This is a genomic window from Bacillus pretiosus (assembly GCF_051294775.1).
In the GTDB taxonomy this organism is placed as follows: Bacteria; Bacillota; Bacilli; order Bacillales; family Bacillaceae_G; genus Bacillus_A; species Bacillus_A wiedmannii.
Window position 1 is genome coordinate 1 of record NZ_JBPPHF010000074.1, and the last position, 329, is coordinate 329.

Below are 329 nucleotides of genomic sequence, written 5' to 3' on the forward strand. Positions count from 1 at the left end.
TGCAGGTAAAGTGATTTACATGCGAACAAATTCACCAACTACATTAGCAATTCATAATAAACAACTAGCGAATCATTCTACATCTATACACAGTGACGGCTTTGGAACACCAATTGGATTACTCACTGAAAAAATTGCATTAGAAAATTGTACAGATGAACAACTACAATCATTAGGAATTACAATTGGAAATATTGCTGAGTTTACTGTTGCAAGTGGTATTCATGTAAAAGGAAAAGTAACAGTTATTATAAAAAACGATAAGATAATTGCTCTTCTTTCGTTTAACGATTGCACAGTTACTTATAACGCCCGCGTATTATTTGATG

General features: G+C 32.5%; 1 pseudogene. It reads left to right on the plus strand.

The window, feature by feature from the left end:
- A pseudogene (locus ACSG5Z_RS29910) lies at positions 1–329 on the plus strand (aromatic amino acid hydroxylase); the annotation flags it as partial.